The sequence below is a fragment of the Leifsonia poae genome, from assembly GCF_020009625.1.
GTDB lineage: Bacteria > Actinomycetota > Actinomycetes > Actinomycetales > Microbacteriaceae > Leifsonia > Leifsonia poae_A.
In genome coordinates, this window is sequence record NZ_JAIHLP010000002.1 from 1,624,987 (window position 1) to 1,646,362 (window position 21,376).

The window sequence follows — 21,376 nt, forward strand, 5'->3', positions numbered from 1 at the left end:
TGCCGACCGCAATATGAAGGCAGAATTTATCTGGGAGCGCAAAGTACAACTATATGTCAACGAGACGCGCCGTGTCCACTCTTTTTCTTGACCCGACGCGCCGACTCCTGTATAACCACCCGGTCGACCCGATTCATTCCCGGTTCGCGGGCGGCAACGAGTCGATCGTCGCGATGATCGCCTCCTGCGGCGAGCGCGGCTCCCAGCCCAGCAACCGCCTGGCTTTCTCGGCGGATGCGCGGCGCACGACCCCGACATCGGCGGCGGCTGCGCGCACCGTCCTGCTGAACGGCGCGAGCATCCGCAGCATCCCGTCGGGCATCACCTTGGTCGGGATGCGGGAGCCGGCGTCGCCGAGATGCTCCCGCACCACCTGCGCGAGCTCGAGCGCGCTGACCGGTTCGCCCGACACCGCCAGGAACCGCTCCCCCGCCGCCTCGGGATGCGTCATCGCGAGCAGGTGCAGCGCCGCGACATCCCGAACATCCACCACCCCGAACGAGAGCCGGGGCAGCCGCGGCACACGGCCGTCGACGACGGTCTTGACCAACAGGATCGAGCTCGAATAGTCAGTGCCGAGGACCGGACCGAGGATGCCGACCGGGTTCACCGTGGCCAGTTCGAGAGGGCCGCCCCGGCGGTCGGCGCCCTGGCCGGCGACGAACTCCCAGGCCGCCCGCTCGGCGATCGTCTTCGACCGGGGGTAGGCGCCGACGTGCACACCGCTGTCGAGCTCGGTCCAATCCTCCTCGGTGAAGGCGCGCTCGGTCGGCGAATGCCCGTAGCCGATGGCCGCGAACGAGGAGGTGAGCACGACGCGCCGCACCCCCGCATCCCGGGCCGCACGCAGCACGCGCAGCGCCCCGTCGCGGGCCGGCACGATCAGCTCGTTCTCGTCGGCCGGCTCGGAGGAGGGGAATGGAGAAGCGACGTGGAGCACGAAGTCGCAGCCGTCGACGGCCTCCGCCCAGCCGTCGTCGGCCGTGAGGTCGGCGACCGCGAAGGAGAGCCGCTCGCCGGCGACGACACCGGCCGAGGCCAACTGGGCGCGCACGTCGTCGGCCCGGGATGCGGAGCGCACGGTCGTCCGCACCGCATAGCCGTCGTTCAGCAGCGCGAGCACACAGTGCGCACCGACGAAACCAGACCCGCCGGTGACCAGCACGAGGGATGTCATGTGCCGATCATCCTCCTCTCACCCGAGCACGTGCGCCTGATCCGCGCAAGGAAATCAGGAGCGCACGAGCAGATCAGAAGCGCACGAGCAGGTCAGGAGCGCACGAGGGCGATGGCTTGGGCGCGGTTCGGCACGTCCAGTTTCGCGAAGAGGGCGTTGATGTGCGTCTTCACGGTCGCGACGCTCACGAACAGGCTCGCGGCGATCTCTCCGTTGCTCAATCCCTCGCCGACGAGGGCGAGCACCTCCGCCTCGCGCGGGGTGAGCTGCGGGAACCTGTCGACGAGAGCGACCGGCGGGCGGGTGGGCGCGGCGGCGGTGAGACTGTTCACGAGCAGCGCGCCGACCTCCGGCGCGAACGTCGACTGGCCGCGGGCCACCGCGCGGATAGCGGCCGCCAATTCCGCCCGGCCCGCATCCTTGGTCAGGTAGCCGCGGGCACCGGCGCGGAGGGCACCGAGAATCGAGTCGTCGTCGGCGAATGTGGTGAGCACGAGGATCGCGGTGCCGGGCACGTCGCGCACGATGCGCTCGGTGGCGCCGACACCGTCGAGCCGCGGCATGCGCAGATCCATCAGCACGACATCCGGGTGCTCGGCCACCGCCAGCGCCACCGCCTGCTCGCCGTCGGCGGCCTCCCCCACCACGACGACGTCGGGCAGCAGCGAGAGCACGGTGACGAGGCCGTCGCGGATGATCGCCTGATCGTCGGCGACGACCACACGGATGACCGGGTCGGGGCTCATCGGGCCGTCACCTCCAGCGAGAGCTCGGCGGTCACGGTGAACCTGTCCCCCTGCACGCCGGCCGCGGCCCACCCGCCGAACGGCAGCGCGGCGAAACGCTCGCGCATCCCCTGCAGTCCGTGACCGCCGCCGCTGGCGGCGAGCTCACCGGGCACCTCGTCGGCGAGCGGGTTCGAGACGGTGAGGATCATACGGTCAGTCTGCCAGTCGACGAGCATACGAACCGGCTCGCCCGGTGCGTGCTTGCGCACATTGCTCAGCGCCTCCTGCGCGGCCCGCTGCACGGCGGCCGCCTGCGCCCGCGAGAGCGAGACCGGACGCCCGACGACCGTGAGATCGACGACACCGCCCAGCGATCGGTGCGCGACGAGAAGGTCGTCCAAGGAGGCGGCCAACGCCGCAGGTGCCACAGACTCCTCGCCGCCGGCCGACCGTTCGGGGTCGCGCAGCGCGGCGACAGCGCGGCGGGCCTCGCCGAGGCCGTCGGCCGCGAGGCGGCGCGCATCCGTCACACGGCGCCGGGCAGAGGGAACATCGCCGGACTCGAGAAGTGCCTCGACCGCATCGAGCTGGACCACCAGACCCCCGAGACTATGCGCGAGCACATCGTGGATGTCGCGCGCGATCTCCTGACGCTGCCCGAGCAGTTCGACCCGCGCCTTCTCTTCGCGCATCGCGAGATCCTGCTCGCGCAACTGTGCGATCTGCGCCTCGGACTCCCGGAACTGCCGACGGCTGAACCCGGCGAACGAGGCGAGCACCAGTCCGCCCATCATCGTGAGCACGCTGGTGACGTCGACGCCGAAAGGCACGGCTCCCAGCGGAACCAGGGCGATCGCCACCAGCGCCGTGCCGAACCCGAGCAGCACCGACCGCTCGGCCGACCCGATCAGGACGAGGACGGCCACCGCCGCCGGAGCGACGCCGATCCCGTTCGTCGGAGCCGCGACCAGAGCGCCGGCCAGCGCGGCGAGCACACTGAGCGGAACGTCGAGCCGACCGAGACCGAACAGCAGCACGGCGACGGCCCGCAGCATCCAGGCCGCCAGGGCGACGAACCCCACGACGAGAACCCAGGCGGGCAAGCCGCGCAGATCGTCGCGGAGCAGCCCGTAGGCGACCGCAGCACCGCCGATCAGGTTGAGCGCGAAAGCCCACCAGCTCGGCGGTGTCGAAGTGTTCACAGAACCATCATGCTGCGACAGCGGCGTGCCGCTCGAGACGGCTCGCGAAGACGAGGGTACGCGCGGCCCGGTTCGCGGCCAGCATCAGCAGGATGATGCCGGTCGAGGAGGCGAGATGCGACCCGGCCATCCCCGCGACGACGTCGATGCCGACCCGGACGACGATCACCAGAACCCAGAGCACGAGGCCCCAGGCGCCGGTGCGCGACTCGTAGGTGGCGATCCCCCTGTCCTTCTCGAGCACCAACGGCTGGGGCAGCCGACGGAAGTGCGCGATCGCGCCCATCCAGGCTCCGATGCCGAGCGAGATCATCAGCTCGACCACCAGCACCGACAGGTCGAGGGGGGTGAGGGTGGTCGGCTTGACGGTCTGAACCAGCAACACGACGCCGACGATTCCCATGATGGCGGGCATGCGCCACATGCGGCTGATCGAGACGGGCCGCCAGGTCATCTGACGCACCCCGATCCAGCCGATCAGCACGAGGATGAGGAGTGCGTTCCCGATGGTTTGGAGCGTCATGGGAGTGGAGCCTTTCGAAGTTCATGTCCGGTCGTCCCGGTTCTCTTCGAGTCTGGCCGCCGGGCGCGCACCGGACCACGACCCGCGGGTGGGGATCGGGTGGAGACGCGGGTGGAGATCCGCGCCGGGGCGCGACGGCGGTTGACGTGGGCGCTGCGCTCGGTGGCCCAGCCGACGACCACCGTGGCTCAGGCGCTGAGTTCGGCCAGGATGTGCCGGGAGTTCGTCGCCATGACAGGGTTCGTGCTGCGGTAGTACGGCAAGGCGATCGCGGCCTGCGACAACGCCCAGCCGCGGCCGCGATCCCAGAAGGCGTCGTCGGCGTCGAGCGCGGAACGCAGCCCCTCGCGCGATGGGGCGGGCAGCATCGACCAGGCCGCCATCAGATCGCACGACGGATCACCCAGACCGGCCGTGGCGAAATCGAGCACCGCCGCGAGACGCCCCTCCGGGTCGAGCAGCACGTTCCCGGGAAGCAGGTCGGCGTGCACCCACACCGGCTCATCGGCCCACGGCGGAGCCGTCAGCGCACTCTCCCACACCGGCAGCAACCGATCGACGTCCACCAGGTCGGCGACCCGCTCGAGGCACTCCCGCACCGGGAGGTCGAGAGCGGCGAGATCACCGCCGCGGTAGCCGCGGGGCGCATCCGTCGGGTCGATCGCCCGCAAGGCTGTGAGGAAGGCGGCGAGGTCGAGGGCGAGCCCGTCGGCGCCGGGGCGGACAGGATCGGGAATCGGAACCTCCCCGGGAAGCCAGTCGGTGACCAGCCACGGGCAGGGGTAGCAGGCATCCGGGGCGCCGACGGCCTGCACGGTCGGGATCGGCACAGGAAGACCCGGCGACAGCCGCGGAAGCCACTCAGCTTCGCGACGGATGCTCGCCCCCTCCCGCTCGACCAGCGGCATCCGCACCGCCAGGTCGTCACCCAGACGGAACAGGGCGTTCACGGTGCCGCCCGAGGCGACACGGCTCAGCGGCAGATCGGCCCAGACGGGGAACTGAGCGGAAAGCAGGCGGCGGGCGTCGGCGGCATCGAAATCGAGCTGGTCGGTGTGCATCTTCACGGGCATCCCACCCATTCTCGGGCATCCCTCCCCTTCACCACGCTGGCGGCGGAACGCCGTAGGGTGGAGGCCGTGGCAGAGAATCCGTCGGTCGTCCTGAGCCAGAGCGGCTACCGGGCCGTCATCGAACCGGACAGGTTCGTGCCGGGCGCCTACCAGCTCGTCGTCGACGGCACCCCGCAGTCTCACGTGAACCTGGACGATCCCTCGCAGCTGTTCTTCGAATACATCCAGCGGATGGGCAATGTCATCGACCTGATCGGTGAACCGGGAGAACCGATCACCGCCGTGCACCTGGGCGCCGGCGCGCTCACCCTGCCCCGCTACGTGGCGTACACGCGGCCCGGATCGCGCCAGCAGGTCGTCGAGTTGGAGAGCGACCTCGTCGACCTGGTGCGCGAGCACCTTCCGCTGCCGCGCTACGGGCAGATCCGCGTGCGGCACGGGGATGCGCGCGAGGTGCTCGGCAAATTCCCGGCCGGGCTGCGCGGCTCGGTCGACCTGCTGGTGATCGACATCTTCAGCGGTGCCCGCACCCCCGCGCATGTGACAAGCGCCGAGTTCTACGCGGCGGCGGTCTCGCTGCTCGCCCCGGCCGGTATCGTGCTCGTGAATGTGGCCGACGGCCCTCCGCTCGCGTTCGCCAAAGGCCAGATCGCCACCCTCGGCTCGGTCGTCGCCAACGTCGCCGCGCTGGCCGAGACCCAGGTGCTCAAAGGCCGCCGGTTCGGCAATGTGGTGCTGGTCGGATCGAACGCGCCCCTGCCGCTCGACTGGCTGCCCCGGCTGCTCGCGGGCGGACCGCATCCCGCCAAAGCCGTCGCCGGCGCCGAACTCACGACCTTCACCGCGGGCGCGCCGATCGTGACCGATGCGACCAGCGTGGCGTCTCCGCCGCCCGCGCGCAGCATCTTCCAGACCGGAACCCGCCGCGACTGAGCCGGCCGCTCCGCGACGGCGCAGGCCGCTCCGCGACGGCGCAGGCCGCTCCGCGACGGCGCAGGCCGCTCCTGAATTCAGGAGAATTCGATGCCGCCCGACCGCACGGTCCTGAATGAGGGACGCCGCGGTCGCGTTTCGCCGATTTCTCCTGAGAACAGGACGGGTCATTCTCCTGAGAACAGGACAGGGGCAGGGGCAGGGAGCAGGCGGGCCGGGCGGTCAGGCGTGGCGGAAGGCGACGCGCTGGCCGGGGCGGAGCTGGGCGAACCGGTCGAGGGAGCTGTCGGCGACGACGGCGATCACCGGGTAGCCGCCGGTGACCGGATGATCGGCCAGCAGCACGGTGGGGCGGCCGTCCGGAGAGACCTGAACGGCGCCGGCGACCATCGGTTCGCTCGGCAGTTCAGCGACGTTCGCGCGTTCGAGCAGGAGCGCAGGCCGGCGGTCGCCTCCGACGAGGTGGACTGGTCGCCGAACAGGGTCGAGGCGCGCGCCCACACGGTTGCTCGCCGCGCTCAGCTCCCACTCCTCGCTGTAGAAGGCGTCGATGGCTCCCGGTGTGAACCAGTCGGCTCGCGGGCCGGGATGGGCGCGCACTTCCACCCGGTCTGCCGGCGGCGGGTCGACCGGTGCGAAGTCGAGGAGCCCGACCGGGGCGAGCGGATGCGTCCCCACCGCGAGCTCGTCGCCCGCCGTGAGAGGGGCCGGGCCCAGCCCCGAGAGCATGTCGCCCGCGCGGGAGCCGAGAACCGGCGGGACATCGATGCCGCCGCGTACCGCAAGATAGGTGCGCACCCCCGCCGTCGGCACCCCGATCCGCACGACCGACCCGGCCGAAGCACGGACCGGCAGATTGGGGTCGAAAGGGACGCCGTCGAGGTCGAGCGGGCCGCTCGCTCCGGTGACGGCGAACCATGCGGGCCTGTCGAACCGGGCGGTGAACCCGCCGAGAAGGATCTCGAGCGCGGCGGTGCCTTCAGGGTTGCCGACGAGCCGGTTGCCGAAGCGCAGGGCCGCGCGGTCGAGGGCGCCCGACGGGCTCACACCGAGGTGAGCGAACCCCGCGCGGCCGAGATCCTCCACGAGGGCGAGCGGCCCCGGGTCGAGGATGCGCAGACTCACGAGACCTCCACGAAACGCACGACGGCCCCGGGCGACAGCAGCGCGGGCGGGTCGGCGGCGGCATTCCAGAGCACCGCATCCGTCGACCCGATCAGCTGCCAGCCGCCGGGGCTCGACCGGGGGTAGACGCCGCTGAACTCGCCGGCGAGCCCGACCGATCCGGCCGGGACCGTCGTGCGCGGTGTCTCGCGGCGCGGAACCACCAGCCGGTCGTGGTCGGTGACGAGGTAGCCGAACCCGGGCGCGAAACCGCAGAAGGCCACCCGCCACACCGAGCCGGTGTGCAGCGCAACCAGGTCGGCGGGGCGCATCCCGAGCAGTTCGGAGGTGGTGGCCAGGTCGGGCCCGTCGTAGCGCACCGGGATCTCGACGGCGGTTGGCGCCGATTCGGCCGCGCCCGACGCCGGAGCAGTGTTCGCCAGCCAGCCGTGCACGACGCTCAGCGGAACGACCGCCGGGTCGACCGTGACGCCGATCGTGCGGGCGGCCGGAACGATGTCGACGACACCGGCGGGGCGGGTTCGGCCGAGCACGTCGTAGAGGGCGAGCACTGCGTCCCGGTCGTCGAGTTGCACGAGCAGCGCACGATCGCCGAGAGGCAGGATGCGCCGGCCGGCCATCAGAAGGCCGCCACCCGCACACCCGCAGCGGCGAGCGCGGACCGCACCGCGACGGCCATCGCGACGGCACCCGGTGTGTCGCCGTGCACGCAGAGCGAGTCGACCTCGACGCGGAGCTCGGTTCCGTCGTCGGCGACGACAAGACCCTCCGTGGCCAGGCGCACGGCACGGTCGGCGATGGCCGCGTCACCGGCGAGCACGGCGCCGGGCAGCCCCCGGGGAACGAGCGTGCCGTCAGACCGGTAGCCGCGGTCGACGAAGGCTTCGCGCACGAACCGCAGCCCCACCTCCCGGGCCGCGTCGGCGACGGACGAGCCGGCCAGACCCAGCAGCGGCAACGAGAGGTCGAACGCGGCGACGGCGGCGACCACCGCCTCGGCCTGCTCCCGGTCGTGCACGATGCGGTTGTAGAGCGCACCGTGCGGCTTCACATAGGAGACGGAGGTTCCGGCCACCCTCGCGACGCCGCTCAGCGCGGCGAGCTGGTACAGCACCTCGTCGTGGAGCTGCCCGGGCTCAACATCCATGGTTCGCCTCCCGAACCCGGCGAGATCGCGGTAGGAGACGTGCGCGCCGACGACCACGCCGTTCTCGGCCGCGAGGCGGCAGGTCGCGAGCATGGTCGAGGGGTCGCCCGCGTGAAATCCGCACGCCACATTGGCGCTTGTCACCAGGCGAAGCATCGCGGCGTCGTCGCCCAGGCTCCAGGCGCCGAACGACTCACCGAGGTCGCTGTTGAGGTCGAGGGTTCCGTCCACTCGTCCATTGTGGCGGATGCTGATGCGGATGCGGTGGCCGTCGGCCACTGACCCGCGCGCCGCTATTCGGCGGAGGCGGCCCGGGCGCGGTGCGCGCGAACCTTCGCCCGGTTGCCGCAACGCTGCATCGAGCACCAGCGCCGGTTGGCGCCCCGGGAGGTGTCGAGGTAGATGAGCCGGCAGTCGTCGGCCGAGCACTCGCGGATGCGTCCACCCGCCTGCGGCCCGAACAGCCGCACGGCGTCTCGCGCGATACTGCCGAGGGCTTGATGCGGCCGGGCGTTGCTGCGCCCGGCCTGCCGACCGCCCCGGCAAGCACCGGTGGGATGTCGGGGGTCGCGGCGAACAGATTGACGACGTCCACATCGCCGGGGGTCAGTGGCTGGTCGAGACTGGCCCGGCGGGCGAGCCGGCCGATCGCCGTGCGGAGCGTCGCCGCATCCGCGAACTCCCGGTCGCCGGCGGTCGGTGCGACCTCGGGGAAGCGTTCGGTGAGCCAATCGTTCAGTCCTGCGGCATCACGGAGCGTCTCCCCGCCGGGTTCGTCCCGGTCGACGCCGCCCGTGAAGGCGAAGTCGAGCGCCAGGGATCCCGCGTCGAACCACCAGCGCGGCCCGTCGGTCGATTCGACCCATTGACCGGTGCCTCGGGGGAGTATCGCTTCCGTGACCATGTAACCACAGTAGTTGGTTACTCGAAGGAATGGCCCGACGGTCGTCGATCGTCAGGCGGGGGCGCCGGACTCGCTCGCGGCGGAGGCGGCCATCCGACGCTTCGCCGGAGAGACCTCGCGATGCTGCCAGGCGATGAGGTTCGCCGCATCGAACCGGCGGGAGCAGGCCCCGCAGGCGAGCGCCCGCGCCGGTTTGCGATAGCGGTAGTGGGTGTGGCCACGCGGGCAGGTGCCCACCCACGGCGCGAGATCGTCGGCGATCGCGCCGCCGTGCAGACGCTTGCCCTCATACCCCAGCTCCAGCGCGGTCGAACGCCAGCGCGGCCCGTGGCCGGCACGGGAACCGGCGAGCGCGTGCGCCACTTCGTGCAACAGGATCTGGTGGATCTCGTCGTCGTCGTACCGCGATGCGAGGTAGCGCGAGACGGTGATGCGTTTCGCCGTGTAGTTGCAGAGACCCGCGCGGGTCTTGGCGTTGTCGAAATCGAACGTCCACACCGACGGGTCGAGGTGCAGAGCGATGAGCGCGTTCGCCCAATGCCGCACACGGTCGAGGTCAGCCATCGATCCCCACCACCTCGGGGAGCGCGAGCGCCGGCCGGTCCTTCATGTTCGGCATCCTACGCGGTGACGCGGGATGCGCTCCAACGTCGAGCGCGCGCCTCACCGCACCCCGTCACGACCCGCCCCGGTCGGGTCGGACGGCTCGGCCGCTCCGGCTCCGACGGCTTTCGTGCTCTCGTCGAGGAACGACTGCACGACGGCGACGGCGATGAGGGAGCTCTCGATATCGCCCGGCGATGCGCCGAGTTTCTCGCGCAGGAACACCGCGGCCGTCACATCCGCCAAGGCGTTCTCGTAGTCGCCGGCATCGAAGGCGGTCTTCCCGCGGTTCTGTACGGCGAAGGCTTCGAGGGCCGTCCAGTCGTGGGCCCTCGCCTCGTCGACGCAACCGGTGAGCTCGGTGATCGCCTCATCGAGCTTGCCGCTGTACTGGAGCACCTGCGCGTGGCGCACGCGGGCGCCAAGCAGCTGTTCGCGCTCCCCGGTGAACCTCGCCTGACGAACGGCCTCGTTGGCGATCTCCATCGCCTCGTCGAGGCGGCCGAGCAGCCGGAGCAGCACCGTCTTCTCGTTGAGGGCGCTGAGACTGCGCAGGCCGCCGAGTTCGTCGAGGCGCAGCCCGGCCGCGCGGAGGTCGACGCGCTCGCGCAGGGTGGACGGGTCGTAGCCGAGGATGATGCTCAGGGTTCTGCTCCAGATCGCGTGGGATGGATCCAGACTAACTCGGTGGGCGACGAACACCCTGGATGCGCGCAGCGATCGACCCGGAATCGCGGCGCAGATCGTACGGGGTGGCCGAAATCGACCGGGAGCTGTGCTCACCCGGGATGGCTCACCGCCTGCGCCGGTACCAGCGTCACGCTGATCAGCTTGTCGTCGCCCCGGCGCGGATCGCCGCGCCCATCGGTGTTGTTGGTGAGCACCCAGAGCGTGTCGCCGACAGCGACCACGTCGCGCAGACGCCCGAACGTGCCGTCGAAGAAGGATTCGGCCGTGACCGGAGCCTGCCCGGCCGTCGACCAGACCGTCCAGAGCCGCTCACCACCGAGGCCGGCGAGGAAGACCGTGTCCCCCACGACCGCCAGCCCGCTCGGGCTGGCCTCGTCGGTCGGCCACTGGAACACCGGGTCGATGTACTTCGGGTCTTTTCCGATGCCCTCCACCTCGGGCCAGCCGTAGTTCCCGCCCGGCTTGATGATGTTCAGCTCGTCCCAGGTGTTCTGGCCGAACTCGCTCGCCCACATGGTGCCGTGGGAGTCCCATCCGATCCCCTGAGGGTTGCGATGCCCGTACGACCATACCGGCGAGCCCGGGAACGGGTTATCGGCCGGCACACCGCCGTCGGGGGTCACCCGCAGGATCTTGCCGCCGAGCGAGGCGAGGTTCTGAGAGTTCGCCGGGTCGGAGGCGTCGCCGGTGGTGACGTAGAGCATCCCGTCCGGGCCGAAGGCGAGTCGGCCGCCGTCGTGGTTGGTGGCCTTCGGGATGCCGGTGAGCACGGGCTCGGGGGCGCCGAGCGCATAGCTTCCCGGCACCCCGGTCAGGGCCATCCGCACGACCCGGTTGTCGCTCGCCGTGGTCTCGTAGGCGTAGAGGAACGGCGGGACCGACACTTTCTGTACGGCGAGGCCGAGCAGGCCGCCCTCGCCCCGGTGCACGACGTCGGGAACCGTCCCCGCGGTGCGGGTTCCGCCCTGCGGCAGCCGTTCGAGCACCGTTCCGCTGTCACGTTCGCTGATCAGGGCCGAGCCGCTCGGCAGGGGCACCACCGACCAGGGCGCATCCAGACCGGTCTCGAGGGTCGTCGTGGCCTCTCCCGGTTGCCAGGGGATGGCGGCCACCGGCGCGCCGGTCGCCGTCGGCACGGGGCGCGGCGGCGGGGATGCGGTGGCGGCGACAGTCTTGGTCGGCTGAGGCGAGTAACATCCCGCGAGCATCAGCAACGCCGCCACCGCCAGGGCGGCTGTGGAGACGACTCGGAATCGGTGCATGGCTCAGCGTCCCTCCCACGGCGCGGACCGTCCTGGACATGGTAGTCCACGGTCCGCGCCGTCTCGGGAGAGTGGCTCGTTACGCCTGTCCGCGCCGGCGTCTCAGCAGGAGCGCCGCGCCGAGCATGGCGAGGAGGACCCCCGCCAGGGCGACTCCGAGCGGGTCACCGCTCGAGCCTGTCGCCGCCAGGCCGCTCTTCGGGTCGGACGGATCCTTCGGGTCGAGCGGCGGCGTCACCACCACTTCGGAGCAGGCGTTGTCGGCATCGCCGGAGCAGACCCCGGTGACCTCCGGCGGGCTCCACGGACCGATCGGCGGCGTGGTGACACCGGCCTTGTTGAAGAATGTGCCCGCCGCGGGATAGCGCACGGTCACGTGCACCGCGAGCTGATCGCCGCGCTTCAGCTCGGTGACCTTCCAGGTGACGACGCCGGCGTTCTCCACACCCGCGTTGTCGGCCGAGACGAAGGTGGCGCCCGCGGGCAGGGTGTCCGTCACAGCGAAGTCGGTGGCGTCGAGCGCTCCCACGTTCGTGACCGTGATCGTGTAGGTGACCGACGCGTTCACACCGACCGTGAGATCGGCCGCGGTCTTGCTGATCGCCAACCGTCCGAACTCGTAGGTGTTCGTGATGGTGACCGTCTGATCGACCGGAACGACGCCGGCCATCGACACGGAGGCGATGCGCACGGTCCCAGACGAGATCGAGCGGGCGGCCTCGCCGTAGCTTCCCGGATCCCCGTGTTCGGCGATCGTGCACTCCGCGCCGAGCGGGATGCCGTCGATGCGGGCAGTGAGCCCGTTCGCCTTGGCCAGCACCGGTTGAGCCGACGACCCGAGATCGACCGGCACGCCGGCAACCGTGCACGCCACATCGGCGAGGAACTCGTCGGGTGCTTTGGCCGCGGCGCTGCCGTCGATGACCTTGTCGATCTGCAGCGGGCCGGTGAGCAGTGTCACTCCGGCCTTCACCGGGGCCCGTCGCACCGTTCCACCGCCGGTCAGGCCCGCGGTGGCCCCGAACTGGTTCCAGGCGAACGCGGGGCCGGCAGCGATAGACACCGGCGCGCCATCGGGAGCGTCGGCCGTGACCGGGCGGTCGAGCGTGCGGTATTTGACCGTGACAGCGGCACCCGGGGCGAGCACGCGGCCCGTCGTGGTGGTGAAGTCCAGGATCACGCGCACGCCGGTCACCGCGTTCCAGTCGCCACTGAAGGCGGTGGAGTCCGTCCACGGCACGGATTCGCAGGTCGGGTCGGCCGGCCAGGCGGTCGTCGACCCGGTACCAACGCAGACGTCCGGGGTGGTGGTGACCTGCCAGCGCGACGTGGTTCCGGCCGGCGCGTCGATGGTCATGCCGGCGGCCGGGTCGAGCACCGGGCGGAAGGTGGAGCCGCGCGGGGAACCGGTGGCGAGCATCCGGTCGCCGACGGTCGGCAGCGGCTCGACGAACACCAGCGAGTCGTAGCTCACCGTGCCGCTGTTGACCGCCTGCAGCCGCCACTCGTCGGTTCCGCCGACGACGGTGTTGGCCGCGCACGGCGCGACGTAGTAGCCGTCTTTGTCGGGCGCGCAGGTCGCCTTCGGGTCGGTGGTGTTGGTGGCGCCGCTGACCGTTCGGTCGACGACATCCCCTTTCACACCCTTCGTGGTGAACAGCGACGGACCCGAGATCGGCTGCACGAAGTTGCTCGTTCCGCACTGGCCGGAATCGAGACCGGGGAGGGTCCCCTGCCCGTTGCCGGATGTGTTCGTGCACTGGGCGAGGGTCTGGGCCGTGTTGACCACGAACCGGTTGACGGCACGATCGGTGCCGGTGAGACCCGGCTGCAGGACGAGACCGAGCTTCACCGTGAACTTCTCACCCGGCGACATGCGGGCAGCGCCGGTGGGCCAGGCGAGGGTCAACGCGCCGGTTCCCGCGTCGAACGCGGTCGTCGGGCTCGTCGAGAGCGTTCCACCGGTCGTGGTGGAGAAGACGGGTGTCTCCCCGTCCCAGGCGAGCGAGGCCGGAAGGGTGTCGACGAGGTTCTTGACGTCGAGGTAGCCGGTGCCGGTGTTGGCGAAGGTGAGCGTCCAGCTGTTGGTGTCGCCGACGTTCACCGTGTGCACATTGTTCTCCGGCGACTTGGCCACGTCGAGGGCGAACGTGCCGGGGCGCAGAGCCATCGTGGCCGTGGCGTCGTCACTGGCGTCCTTGTAGACAGCGGGGTCGTCGGTGCGGTGCGAGACCGCCGTGACGGTGTCGCTCAATGTGCTCGGGAACGGGATCGCCGAACCATCGCGTGCGGCGTCGAGCAGCGCCAGGTGCAGCACGGCCTTCGCCGTGAAGTCACCCGGAACCGTGGTGCGGCTGAACAGGCCGCCGTCGGCGCGCGAGAATACGAATCGGATGCCGGTCACGTCACCGACCGCAGTGGTGGGCAGCGTGGCGGCGGCGGATGCGGTGCCTTCGATCCAGGTGGACGCCCCCGTGGTCTGCACATCGACCCGCACCTGGTCGGCGCCGGCCGGCAGGGTGACGTCGCCGGCGGAGAGCCCGGTCAGCGCGAAGGTGTTCCAGAACGCCTGGTCGTCATCCGTCACGATCACCTGGTGGGTCGGAACTGTCGCAGTCCCCTGCGTGGCGGTGAGGGTCACGGCCACCGGCGTGTGGCGGTCGCGCTCCAGCAGCGTGCTCGGCGAGAACGTCTTCGCAGCTTTGACGCCGAGAGCGCCCGTGCTGAGGACCAGACCGGCGTTGGCGCCGTCGTTCGGCTGCGAGCCCTGCCCGGAGGGCACGAGCACGGGGTCATAGCCCTGGGTGAAGGCGTAGTTGTCGATGGCGAACGCGGTGACGTTCTGGGCCGGGGCACTGCGCAGGGTCACCCGCACCTGGGTGCTGAGCTTCATGACCAGCTTGCTTCCGGCGGCGATCGACCCTCCGGCGGTGGCCGGATCCGTGCCCTGGTAGACAACGCTCACGCCCACGACGTCGACGAGGTCGGCGGCCGCCAGGGCTTGCGCCTGCGCCATCGTGACGACAGTGGTGCTGAGTGTGCCGTCGTCGGCGCGATGCCACAGGGTCACCTGAGAGGCAGCGGTGTCGACCTGGTCGGCGGCGGGCACCGTGAAGGTGATCTTCGTGAGGTTCAGGCGCTCGAACGGGCTGGTGTTCGCATACGCCTTGCCCGCGAACGGATCGGCCGTCCAGCGGTCGGGGGCCGAGAGGCAGTCGCCCATCGATGAGCTGTCGCAGGGGGCGGGGTCGGTCACCCGGATGTACGAGGCGCGCGAGGCAGAGGCGTTCGTCGCGGTGATGGTGAAGTCGTTCGTCGGATAGTCGCCGGCGTCGACATCACCGGCTTTCGGCACGACGACCGTCTGACGGGAGCTCGTCTTGACGAGGTCGACGAGGGGCGGCTGGTCGACGAGGGAGATCTCGTCCTGCGCGTTCACCGGGCCCACGCCCGCTCCATTGCGCACGCCGGAGACCGAACTGCGGTTCCAGATCGACCCCGCCTCGGGGTCGTTGAACACGCGGTCGGCGGTCACCCAGCGGTGCGACGGGGAGCTGTCGACCCGCACCACGTTGCGCAGCTGCCAGACCAGACCGAAGCTGCGGGTCTGGTCCGACGACACGGTGGCGATGCCGGAGCCGGCCGAGGGGGCCAGCGGGTCGGCGCTTGCGGCGCGGGCGGCGTCGTTCGGCACGACGGTGAGACGGACGCCGGTGGTGGCGGCCGACTCCGCGGTGGTCAGAACGTGTCCTTTGAATCCGGATGTGCTCATCCAGCTGCCGCCTGGCGCCGGCAGCACCACCCACGCACCGTTCTCGAACAGCTCGACGGCGGACACAGCATCCCACTGCAGCAGCGGCTGGGCGGAGAAGGTGACGGGCGCGACCGCGGTCAGGTCGAACGCGTTGAACACGGTGTTCTCGGGATGGTCCTGATCGGCCGAGGGGTCGGTGACCGTCACCGAGCTGTAGCCGAGATCGGTGACGCCCCAGGCGAGCACTGTTCCGGCCTTCTCGCCCGACTGGGAGTCGAGCTGGCTGAGTGACCCGGTGAGGTCGGGCTTGGTCCAGTGCTTGGCGGCGATCAGGGAGCCGTCGCCAGTGTGGGTCTCGATGGAGGCGTCGGCGGTGGCGTCGACCTCTTTGCTGACCACGGGCGGCGCGCCCGTCACCGCCCCGGTTCCGGTTGCCTTGCCCTCGTTCTCGTAGCTGGTCGGTCCGGCGTCAGGCACAGAGGTCGGCGTGCCGCCGGCGCGCAGATCGGCGCGGGCCTGCGCGATGAAGTTCGGGCTCACCGTGGTGCCCTGGGCGAAGCCGTCGGATTTCTCGAAGGTGAAACGCAGTCCGGTGATGTCGCCGATGAGTGCCGCAGGCAGATCGCCGCGGTAGATCTGCGCGGCGGCGGTGGCGTCGACGGTGGCGAGCGTGACGTAGCTGGCGCCGCCGTCGGTCGAGTACTCGACTCGCATCGTCGAGCCGAGCGGAACCTGGGTCGGTGCGATGGCGATCGGGTTGAAGGCGTTGAAGAAGTCGGCGCTCTCGCCCGGCCGCCAGACATCCTCGACCACGATCTTCGTCGGCTTCACGAATGCGGAGTCGGTGGAGGTCGTTGTGGGGAGCTGCGCCACGACGGTCGCCCCGGGGGCGACGGCACCGGTCGGCGAGATCTTCTTGGACAGCTGCAGAGAGATGTCGGGCGAGAAGATCTTCAGAGGCGCGGTCGCCGGCGTGGTCGCGGTTCCGGCCGGGTTGGTGCCCTGAACGGCCAGCGTGTTGACCACATCGGCAGGGCTGTCTTCGGGAGCGACATAGTCGGCCAGCGGTGCGATGCCGAACTGCGCGCTCGCGACGGCCCCGATGCCGATCGAGCCCGTGTAGCCGAGCACGAACCCGGTGAGGTGGGAGGAGCCAGGAGCGGGTGGCGCCGTCGGCGTCGCGCCCGCGGGCACCGGCATCGAGATCGTGTTCCCGTTGGAGAAGTGCCACGTGACCGTCGCACCGGTCGCGCCGGTCGGATACGAGATCGGGGCGAGGAAGCCGCCGAAGGTGAGGGTCTCAGTGAAGTAGTCGAGGTCGCTGAGCGTCAATGTCGTCAGCGGACCGTTGGAGTCGTTCTTGCCCGAGATCGCCGCGGTCGCCTCGGTGCCGGCCGGGATGCGGCTCGGGGTGATCGTCTTGCCGGCGCTCACCACGACGTTCAGCGCGCCGATCGTGTACGGCGCCTGCGCCGTGTGCGAGACAGGTGTCTCACCCGGAACGGCGACCGTGCCGGTGACTTTGTTGGTGACGGTGCCTCCGGTGACGAGCGATGTGCCGGTGATGCGGTTCTCGGCCCGCTGAGCCACCATCAAGGCGACACTGCCTGAAGCGCCCCTGGCAGCGATGGTGGCACCGGTGGTGCCGGCGTAGGTGAAACGCAGCCCGGCGACGGCGGAGGCATCCACGCCATCGGGCAGACGGATGTCGGCGGCTGCGGTGGGCGGCCCGGTCTGCCATTTCCACGCGCCGGTGGCGGTGTCGAAGACGTATGCGTCGACCTGGACGGTGTCGGCGCCGGCCGGAAGGCTCACAGCGCCGAATCCGGTGAAGTCGACGAGCGCGAACGGGTTGCCCGCGTCGAGGGCGGTGGCGCCGTCGGCGGCCGCCGTCGGGTCTTGAACGGTGAGGGTCGACGCCGGCACATTGGACGTGTTCTGGTCGGTGAGTGTAATGGTGGAGGCCGCTCCGGGAGCGAACTGCTGGTTCGCGGGTGCCCAGGTCTTGCCGACCGTTCCGTCCACGGTCACCGGGATGCTCACGGTCACGTCGGCCGAGTCGCTCTTGGTGTCGGCCGTGGTCGAGGTCGCCGTCGCGGTGTTCGGGACGACGACGTTGTTGTAGGTCCACGACGGCGCGAGGTTCTGCGGTGCCTTGAGCGTCACACTGACCCGGTACGTCCCTCCGGCCGCAATGCCGACGCCGCCCGCGACGGACTGCTGGAACAGCACGGTCAGGGTGCAGTCCGGCGTGACCGTCGTCGAGCATCCGTCCAACGTCTTCGTCGCGGGCTGCGAGCTCGGGGTCACCGAACTCTCGAGGATGTCGAACCCGGCGAACTGGGCCGGCAGCGGGTCGACGAGCTTCGCGTCGACGCAGTCCGAGTCGTCACACCCGACGAGGATCGAGTAGGTGAACTCGTCGCCCGTTCCGACGGTGATCGCATCCTTGCCATCGACCTTCTTGTCGACGGTGAGCGATGCGGCCGCCGGAGCGGCCAGCGCCGGACCGGTGAGGACGGTGCCGCCGACGAGGGCGACCACGAGGGCGATCGACACGGCGCCGAGGCGCTTGAGTCGCCACGTGGCGACCGCGTGCGAGTCGCGGTGCTTTCCTCGGGTGGTGCGGCGTTTTCGGGCAGGGCTGTGTGCTGAACGGGTCACGAAATCGGGTTTTCGGGTCCACGGAAGCCGGGTGAGCGCGCACGAGGGCAACCGGGTCAATCCCCCTCGGGGCTACTCCTGGATCGGGTTCCGGGAGTTGCTTCCGTTATTCATGTATATCGACTCGGACGCGTGCCGTGGGAAAATTCCGTACCCCACTTTGTGGGTACAGTCCCCAAAATGCGGACCGATTGCCGAGCCATGCCCGAAACGACAACGCCCCTCCTTCCAGAAGAAGGAGGGGCGCCATGCGAATCGCCGACTACTCGACCACCTGCACGTCTTTCCAGAACGCCACATAGTTGCTGAAGTCCTGGCCGACCCGGTCGAACGCGGTCGGGTACGGGGTCGGGTAGCTCCACGCGCGATCCTGTAGGAGCGCATCCCCGTCTTTCACTGAGAAGTACTGGCACTCGCCCTTCCACGGACAGGTGTACGGCGTGTCACTCTTCTCGAGAAGGTCGGCGTTGACGCTCGCCGGCGGAAAATACCAATTGCCTTCGATGCGGATGAGCTCCGACTCCGGAGCCTCGGCGATCACGGTGTCGTTCAGAACAGCCTTCATGATGAAACCTCCTGGGAGAGCGAACGCGAAGCGTCCGCCGATCATTCCGAGTCGGGGCCGGCTCGGAGAACCGTCACAGCACTCACCGACCCGAGCCGGCCGAACGGGGCGACCTCGGCGGGTGCGAGACCGGATGCGATCCGCTGCTGACCCGACACCGACGCGGTGAGCAGGTGGGCGACAGCGCCGCGCAGACCCGAGAACGCGGCACAGGCCGCGGCCGCCTCCGGCGAGCTGTAGTCGATGCCGACCCCGGCGAGCGCGTCGACCACTGCGCCGGCGCCGAGCAGATCCTCGACGGCGAAACGCGACCCGCTCCGCTCGGCCGGCTCCCCCGCCGCGACGATCGAGACGAGCGCCCGGCGGCCGAGCCGCACCTGCTCATCGAGGATTCGCTGCGCCACCGCTGTGGCGTTCGTCAACCCGCCGGCGAGCAGCAGGGCTTCCGGCGCGACGCCGGGCAGGGGATCGTTCAGGCCGGCTTCCGGCGGCGCAAGCACATCCACCCATACCACGACATCGGCATCGGAGCAGACGGCGGCGGCGCCCTCCACCCCCCAGTCGAAGCGGATCTGATACTTGGCTTGGGCGGCGGCAGGCAGGGTCACCGGGCCATCGTAGCCCGACGCGAGCGCGCCCTCCCAGCCGCGACTGCACGCGGGTCGTCCGGTGACGGGCGGCGCATCTGCTGCCGGATCACCTCGAAATCGTGCCGCGAGATCTCGATGAGGCCTCGGCGCAGCTGATATCCCCAGTTCGGGTTCTCACGGGTGAACTCGAGCACGGGGATCAGGGGCCGGATGGGCGCAGCTTCGGCCTCGTGCTCCCACTCCATGCGGCGCCGCCAGGGCATGAAATCGCCGGCCGGACCGGTCATACTCGGCCCCTGCGTCGCCTGGAAGACCTCGTCATCGGCGACGCGGCCGATCGCGGTGAACTCTTTGAGCGGGTCGCCGTCGGGGTAGGAGGTCTTCGGCGAGTAGTACACGAAACCATCGGCGGTGTTCATCCGCAGAAGGGGCGCTTTTGCGCCGTGGTTCACCTGCGCGAACCCGCCCGCGACCCCGCGCAGCACGTGTTCGCGCTGCACGACGCCGAGCCAGAACCGGATGGCCATGCTCCAGTTGTAGCGCATCCGGGCGACACCGACGGCACGGAACGGGCGCCGACGGCCGATCCCGCGCAAGACTTGTGGTGTGACGCATCCGCCCACCCCGTCGAAAACGGTCGCGGCCGTTCGACGTGAAGTCGAGGGCGATCCCGCCCGGCACAGCAAGGAGACACCGTCATGAAATACATGCTCATCCTCACCGGCGACGAGAAGACCGAGTCGGGGGCCGCCCCGAGCGACGCCGATCTCACCGCGATGGGGGAATACAACCAGAAGCTCATCGGGGCGGGCGTGCTCCTCGCCGGCGAGGGCCTGCATCCGAGCTCCGAGGGCGCACGCGTGGAGTACTCCGGCGACGATCGCACAGTCGTCGACGGTCCCTTCACCGAAACGAAGGAGCTCATCGCCGGGTTCTGGATCATCCAGACAGCCGGCAAGGAGGAAGCGCTCGAGTGGGCGCGCCGCGTGCCACTCACCAGCGGGTCGGTTCAGGTGCGCCGCATCTACGACATCGCCGAGTTCGATCAGGAGCACGGCTCCGTCAAACAGGAGAGGCAGTGGCGCGAAGACGGCGGCGAGCCGCGCACGGCGTGAGAGGGCTCGAACGGTGACCGGCCACGGCGAAGGGGCGACCGCCGAGGCGCGGCGCACGGTCGAGGCCGTGTGGCGCATCGAGTCCGGCCGGCTGATCGCGGTGCTCGCCCGCCTGGTGGGCGATGTCGGCAGGGCCGAAGAACTCGCCCAGGATGCGCTGGTGGCGGCTCTGGAACAGTGGCCGCGCGAAGGCGTTCCACGCAATGCGGGCGCCTGGCTCACCGCGGTGGCCAAACGCCGGGCGATCGACGGCTGGCGACGCCAGGAGCGATTGAGCGACCGTTACGCGCAGCTCGCGCACGACCTCGCCGCCGAGCAGAATGCGGGCGATCCCGCCCGAACCGTCGACGAACCGATCGACGACGATCTGCTGCGCCTCGTCTTCGTCTCCTGCCACCCGGTGCTCACGCGGCCGGCGCGGGTGGCGCTCACGCTCAAACTGCTCGGCGGCCTCACCACCGGAGAGATCGCCCGCGCCTACCTGGTGCCTCCGTCGACCATCGCGCAGCGGATCGTGCGGGCCAAGCGCACGCTCTCGGCGGCTCGGGTTCCGTTCGAGGTGCCCGAGCGCGCCGAGTTCCCGGCACGGCTGGGTTCGGTGCTCGAAGTGATCTACCTGATATTCAACGAAGGGTACGCGGCCACCGCCGGCGACGATTGGATGCGTCCCTCGCTCTGCTGGGAAGCCCTCCGTCTCGGCCGGGTACTGGCCGAGCTGACGCCACGCGAATCCGAGGTCCACGGACTCGTCGCCCTCATGGAGTTCCAGGCGTCGCGACTCGGAGCGCGTACCACCGCAGCGGGCGAGCCGGTGCTGCTGCAAGACCAGGACAGGTCGCGCTGGGACCGCATCCTGATCGGTCGCGGCGTCGCGGCCCTGGCGCGATCGGAGCGGCTCGGTCGCGGCCGAGGACCATACGCCCTGCAAGCCGCCATCGCCGCCTGCCACGCCACCGTGCCCCACGCCGAGGCCACCGATTGGGACGAAATCGTCGCGCTCTACGGCGCCCTCGCCGAGCTGATGCCGTCGGCGGTCGTCGAGCTCAACCGGGCGGTCGCCCTCTCGATGGCCTCTGGCCCGCAGGCCGGTCTCGACCTGGTCGACCGTCTCGTCATCGACGGCGCCCTCAGCGGATACCACCTGCTCCCGAGCGTGCGAGCGGACCTGCTCCTCCGGCTCGGGCGAACGGCGGAGGCCCGGCAGGAGTTCGAGCGCGCGGCCGCACTCACGGCGAACCAGCGGGAGCGCACCCTGCTGCTGGAGCGGGCCGCCGCCTGCTGATCGCCTCACGGATTCGCGCCGAGCGGGTCAGACGATACG

The 21,376-nt window shown here is 70.4% G+C and carries 19 protein-coding genes and 1 pseudogene; 3 read left to right on the forward strand and 17 right to left on the reverse strand.

Features of this window, described 5'->3' with window-relative positions; all coding sequences use genetic code 11:
- Positions 1–133 precede the first annotated feature (133 nt).
- The 5 genes from K5L49_RS08380 to K5L49_RS08400 all read right to left on the reverse strand — a co-directional run bounded on the left by K5L49_RS08380 (position 134) and on the right by K5L49_RS08400 (position 4,703).
- Positions 134–1,177 carry an SDR family oxidoreductase gene (locus K5L49_RS08380; RefSeq protein WP_223691879.1) on the reverse strand — a complete coding sequence of 348 codons (1,044 nt, stop codon included), beginning with the start codon at positions 1,175–1,177 and terminating at the stop codon, positions 134–136.
- Positions 1,178–1,269: 92 nt separating this feature from the next.
- Positions 1,270–1,923 (reverse strand): response regulator transcription factor, encoded by a 654-nt coding sequence (locus K5L49_RS08385; RefSeq protein ID WP_223691881.1) that lies wholly within the window; start codon positions 1,921–1,923, stop codon positions 1,270–1,272.
- Positions 1,920–3,107, reverse strand: coding sequence for a sensor histidine kinase (locus tag K5L49_RS08390; protein ID WP_223691882.1), 1,188 nt, complete (start codon positions 3,105–3,107; stop codon positions 1,920–1,922). The genes K5L49_RS08385 and K5L49_RS08390 overlap by 4 nt, the downstream gene beginning before the upstream one ends.
- Before the next feature lie 7 nt (positions 3,108–3,114).
- On the reverse strand, positions 3,115–3,630 hold the full coding sequence (locus K5L49_RS08395; RefSeq protein ID WP_223691884.1) for a hypothetical protein: 516 nt from the start codon (positions 3,628–3,630) through the stop codon (positions 3,115–3,117).
- Between the two features lie 188 nt (positions 3,631–3,818).
- Positions 3,819–4,703, reverse strand: coding sequence for an aminoglycoside phosphotransferase family protein (locus K5L49_RS08400; protein WP_223691887.1), 885 nt, complete (start codon positions 4,701–4,703; stop codon positions 3,819–3,821).
- Positions 4,704–4,769: 66 nt separating this feature from the next.
- On the opposite strand from K5L49_RS08400, the gene K5L49_RS08405 reads away from it, so the two are divergent.
- A complete protein-coding gene (locus tag K5L49_RS08405; protein ID WP_223691889.1) occupies positions 4,770–5,636 on the forward strand; it encodes a spermidine synthase in 867 nt (288 codons plus the stop codon).
- 222 nt (positions 5,637–5,858) lie between these two features.
- Here the strand turns inward: K5L49_RS08405 and K5L49_RS08410 are convergent, their stop codons facing one another.
- From K5L49_RS08410 to K5L49_RS08465, 12 genes and pseudogenes are all read right to left on the reverse strand, one after another.
- On the reverse strand, positions 5,859–6,761 hold the full coding sequence (locus tag K5L49_RS08410; RefSeq protein ID WP_223691891.1) for a 5-oxoprolinase subunit C family protein: 903 nt from the start codon (positions 6,759–6,761) through the stop codon (positions 5,859–5,861).
- Positions 6,758–7,381 (reverse strand): 5-oxoprolinase subunit B family protein, encoded by a 624-nt coding sequence (locus tag K5L49_RS08415; RefSeq protein ID WP_223691893.1) that lies wholly within the window; start codon positions 7,379–7,381, stop codon positions 6,758–6,760. The genes K5L49_RS08410 and K5L49_RS08415 overlap by 4 nt, the downstream gene beginning before the upstream one ends.
- Positions 7,381–8,139, reverse strand: a complete 759-nt coding sequence (locus K5L49_RS08420; protein WP_223695272.1) for a LamB/YcsF family protein — start codon at positions 8,137–8,139, stop codon at positions 7,381–7,383. Before K5L49_RS08420 ends, K5L49_RS08415 begins: the two co-directional genes overlap by 1 nt.
- Before the next feature lie 62 nt (positions 8,140–8,201).
- Positions 8,202–8,378 carry a CGNR zinc finger domain-containing protein gene (locus K5L49_RS08425; protein WP_223691895.1) on the reverse strand — a complete coding sequence of 59 codons (177 nt, stop codon included), beginning with the start codon at positions 8,376–8,378 and terminating at the stop codon, positions 8,202–8,204.
- A gap of 101 nt (positions 8,379–8,479) precedes the next feature.
- A pseudogene (locus tag K5L49_RS08430) lies at positions 8,480–8,812 on the reverse strand (ABATE domain-containing protein); the annotation flags it as partial.
- Positions 8,813–8,863: 51 nt separating this feature from the next.
- Positions 8,864–9,376, reverse strand: coding sequence for a SprT-like domain-containing protein (locus K5L49_RS08435; RefSeq protein WP_223691896.1), 513 nt, complete (start codon positions 9,374–9,376; stop codon positions 8,864–8,866).
- Between the two features lie 99 nt (positions 9,377–9,475).
- Positions 9,476–10,117, reverse strand: a complete 642-nt coding sequence (locus K5L49_RS08440) for a tetratricopeptide repeat protein (protein WP_223691898.1) — start codon at positions 10,115–10,117, stop codon at positions 9,476–9,478.
- 77 nt (positions 10,118–10,194) lie between these two features.
- A complete protein-coding gene (locus tag K5L49_RS08445; protein ID WP_223691900.1) occupies positions 10,195–11,367 on the reverse strand; it encodes a PQQ-dependent sugar dehydrogenase in 1,173 nt (390 codons plus the stop codon).
- Between the two features lie 79 nt (positions 11,368–11,446).
- Entirely contained in the window at positions 11,447–17,785 is a 6,339-nt protein-coding gene (locus K5L49_RS08450; protein ID WP_223691901.1) for a DUF5979 domain-containing protein, read from the reverse strand.
- A 262-nt stretch (positions 17,786–18,047) separates the two neighbouring features.
- Positions 18,048–18,350 carry a DUF427 domain-containing protein gene (locus K5L49_RS08455; RefSeq protein WP_223691903.1) on the reverse strand — a complete coding sequence of 101 codons (303 nt, stop codon included), beginning with the start codon at positions 18,348–18,350 and terminating at the stop codon, positions 18,048–18,050.
- Positions 18,351–18,391: 41 nt separating this feature from the next.
- A complete protein-coding gene (locus K5L49_RS08460; protein WP_223691905.1) occupies positions 18,392–18,958 on the reverse strand; it encodes a 2-phosphosulfolactate phosphatase in 567 nt (188 codons plus the stop codon).
- A complete protein-coding gene (locus tag K5L49_RS08465) occupies positions 18,955–19,536 on the reverse strand; it encodes an EVE domain-containing protein (protein WP_223691909.1) in 582 nt (193 codons plus the stop codon). The genes K5L49_RS08460 and K5L49_RS08465 overlap by 4 nt, the downstream gene beginning before the upstream one ends.
- A gap of 102 nt (positions 19,537–19,638) precedes the next feature.
- Here K5L49_RS08465 and K5L49_RS08470 point away from each other — a divergent pair, with 102 nt between their 5' ends.
- A complete protein-coding gene (locus K5L49_RS08470; protein ID WP_223691910.1) occupies positions 19,639–20,055 on the forward strand; it encodes a YciI family protein in 417 nt (138 codons plus the stop codon).
- A 13-nt stretch (positions 20,056–20,068) separates the two neighbouring features.
- Positions 20,069–21,337: an RNA polymerase sigma factor gene (locus tag K5L49_RS08475; protein ID WP_223691914.1), complete on the forward strand. Its 1,269-nt coding sequence runs from the start codon at positions 20,069–20,071 to the stop codon at positions 21,335–21,337.
- Positions 21,338–21,376 lie beyond the last annotated feature (39 nt).

Bases quoted from the DNA above. Each gene is read 5' to 3' on its own strand.
- K5L49_RS08380 (WP_223691879.1), bottom strand. From the start codon at position 1,177: ATGACATCCCTCGTGCTGGTCACCGGCGGGTCTGGTTTCGTCGGTGCG.
- K5L49_RS08385 (WP_223691881.1), bottom strand. From the start codon at position 1,923: ATGAGCCCCGACCCGGTCATCCGTGTGGTCGTCGCCGACGATCAGGCG.
- K5L49_RS08395 (WP_223691884.1), bottom strand. From the start codon at position 3,630: ATGACGCTCCAAACCATCGGGAACGCACTCCTCATCCTCGTGCTGATC.
- K5L49_RS08400 (WP_223691887.1), bottom strand. From the start codon at position 4,703: ATGCCCGTGAAGATGCACACCGACCAGCTCGATTTCGATGCCGCCGAC.
- K5L49_RS08415 (WP_223691893.1), bottom strand. From the start codon at position 7,381: ATGGCCGGCCGGCGCATCCTGCCTCTCGGCGATCGTGCGCTGCTCGTG.
- K5L49_RS08435 (WP_223691896.1), bottom strand. From the start codon at position 9,376: ATGGCTGACCTCGACCGTGTGCGGCATTGGGCGAACGCGCTCATCGCT.
- K5L49_RS08445 (WP_223691900.1), bottom strand. From the start codon at position 11,367: ATGCACCGATTCCGAGTCGTCTCCACAGCCGCCCTGGCGGTGGCGGCG.
- K5L49_RS08455 (WP_223691903.1), bottom strand. From the start codon at position 18,350: ATGAAGGCTGTTCTGAACGACACCGTGATCGCCGAGGCTCCGGAGTCG.
- K5L49_RS08470 (WP_223691910.1), top strand. From the start codon at position 19,639: ATGAAATACATGCTCATCCTCACCGGCGACGAGAAGACCGAGTCGGGG.